The sequence below is a fragment of the Streptomyces sp. NPDC005899 genome (assembly GCF_040629645.1).
GTDB lineage: Bacteria > Actinomycetota > Actinomycetes > Streptomycetales > Streptomycetaceae > Streptomyces.
In genome coordinates, this window is sequence record NZ_JBEXWB010000575.1 from 1 (window position 1) to 2520 (window position 2520).

1 protein-coding gene is annotated in these 2520 nt (G+C 70.9%); it reads right to left on the reverse strand.

What is annotated here, in order from left to right:
• Positions 1–225 precede the first annotated feature (225 nt).
• Complete coding sequence (locus ABZ371_RS31590) at positions 226–2115, reverse strand: long-chain fatty acid--CoA ligase (protein ID WP_358686152.1); 1890 nt, start codon at positions 2113–2115, stop codon at positions 226–228.
• Positions 2116–2520: the final 405 nt, after the last annotated feature.

A 2520-nucleotide genomic window follows, 5' to 3' on the forward strand; every position in this document is an offset into this window, starting at 1 on the left:
AGCGCAGGGAGCGGGCCTGGCGCCGAGGGCTTGCGCATCCGTCGGCCGGTCCGCCGCCTGCGCCTGCCTCCCCGCCCCGGTCGGAGGCGTGGGTGTGCCGACCCGGAAGGGGCCCGGGCCGGTCCGGCCCGCCGGACCGCGCCGGTCCGCACCCGCACCCCGCGCACCCCGGGCCGCGAACCGGCTCAGAGGCCCACCCCGCACATCGTCCGGCCGCGAACCGGCTCAGGCCTCGCGAGAGCCCGCGTACATGTCGTCGATGAGGTCCTGGTACTCGCGCTCGACGACCGGCCGCTTGAGCTTGAGGCTGGGGGTCAGCTCACCGTGCTCGATGTCGAGGTCGCGGGGCAGCAGGCGGAACTTCTTGATGGTCTGCCAGCGCTGCAGGCCCTCGTTGAGCTGCTTCACGTATCCCTCGATGAGCTCCACGGCCTGCGGCGACGCCACCACGTCCGCGTACGGCTTGCCGCCCATGCCGTTCTCCTGCGCCCACCCGAGGATCGTGGGCTCGTCGAGCGCGATGAGGGCCGTGCAGAAGTTCCGGTCCGCGCCGTGCACGAGGATGTTGGAGACGTAGGGGCACACCGCCTTGAACTGGCCCTCCACCTCGGCCGGCGCGATGTACTTCCCGCCGGACGTCTTGATCAGGTCCTTCTTGCGGTCGGTGATCCGCAGGTAGCCGTCCTGGGAGAGCTCACCGATGTCACCGGTGTGGAACCAGCCGTCGGACTCCAGCACCTCGGCGGTCTTCTCGGGCAGCCGATGGTAGCCCTCCATGACGCCGGGGCCGCGCAGCAGGATCTCGCCGTCCTCCGCGATCCGGACCTCCGTGCCGGGGAGCGGCTTGCCCACCGTGCCGGTGCGGTAGGCCTCGCCCCGGTTGACGAAGGAGGCGGCGCTGGACTCGGTGAGGCCGTACCCCTCCAGGATGTGGATCCCCGCCCCGGCGAAGAAGAGGCCGATGTCGGGGGCGAGAGCGGCGGAACCGGAGATGCAGGCGCGGAGCCGCCCTCCGAAGGCCTCACGGATCTTCGCGAAGACGAGGGCGTCGGCGACCTTGTGCCGGGCGTTGAGCCCGAACGGCACGGAGGCGTTGCCGGTCCGGCGGAAGTTGTCCTGCGAGACCGTCGCGTACTCGCGGGCCACGCCTGCGGCCCACTGGAAGATCTTGTACTTCGCACCGCCACCGGCCCGCGCCTTGGCGGCGACCCCGTTGTACACCTTCTCGAAGATGCGCGGGACAGCCGCCATGTAGGTCGGCTGGACCACCGGGAGGTTCTCGATGATCTTGTCGACCCGGCCGTCGACCGCGGTGACGTGACCGACCTCGATCTGGCCGGACGTGAGCACCTTGCCGAACACGTGGGCAAGAGGCAGCCAGAGGTACTGGGTGTCGTCCGCGTTGATCATCCCGGTGGCCACGGTCGCCTTGGCCATGTACGACCAGTTGTCGTGCGGCAGCCGCACGCCCTTGGGACGGCCGGTGGTGCCCGACGTGTAGATGATGGTCGCCAGTTGGTCCGCGGTGATCGCGGCGACCCGGTCGGTGACCGCTTCCGGGTTCTTCGCCAGGTACTCGCCGCCGCGGTCCTCCAGCTCGGCCAGCGTGAGGACCCAGCCCTCCGGGTCACCCTCCACGGGCCCGGCCCCGGCCGGGTCGATGACGACGACGTGCGCCAGACCGGGCAGACCGGCACGGCTCTCCCGGGCCTTCGCCAGCTGGGCCGCGTCCTCGGCGATCAGCACGCGGCTGTCCGAGTCGGCCAGGATGAAGGCGGACTCCTCCGTGTTCGTGGAGGGGTAGATCGTCGTGGTCGCGGCACCCGCGCACATCACGCCGAGGTCGGCCAGGATCCACTCGACCCGGGTGGAGGAGGCGAGGGCGACCCGCTCCTCCGGCCCGACACCCAGAGCGATCAGACCGGCGGCGATCGCGTGGACCCGCTCCGCGGCCTGCGCCCAGGTCAGCGACTTCCACTCGTCGGGCCCCTGCCCCGACGGGGCCGGCACCGGATAGCGGTATGCCTCCCCGTCCGGGGTGGCCGCCACGCGGTCGAGGAAGAGGGTCGCCACGGAGGGCGGCCGGTTATCGATCAAGGTCAGATTGTCGCTCACGACGTCCTCCGGGCCTGCGGCGTTGCTATGACCGGCTGCTGGTTGCTGCTGCTTGGGGATTCCTGCTTCTCTTCCCGCTCGGCCTGCTTGTTTAACTGGCGAGTAACTAACGGGGTGGTGATCAGAGTAAGGCGCACGGGACCGTCGCGTAAGGGGCAACAGGCCGCCGCTTGATAACGAACGGGCCCCTCAGCCGCGGAGGTCCGCGGCTCAGGGGCCCGAGGTGCTACCGGGGAGTACGAAGTGACGGGAGTGGCCGCCTCACGTGGTGCGGTGTCGCGCCGCACACAGCCAAGGACCGCGTCCGGGCGGTCGGGCCGACTCCGTGGAAAGGCCCATGACCGCCACCCCACGGGCGGGTGCCACCACCGTCCGACCGGGCCATGGCGGGCAGCCGCCCGCCAT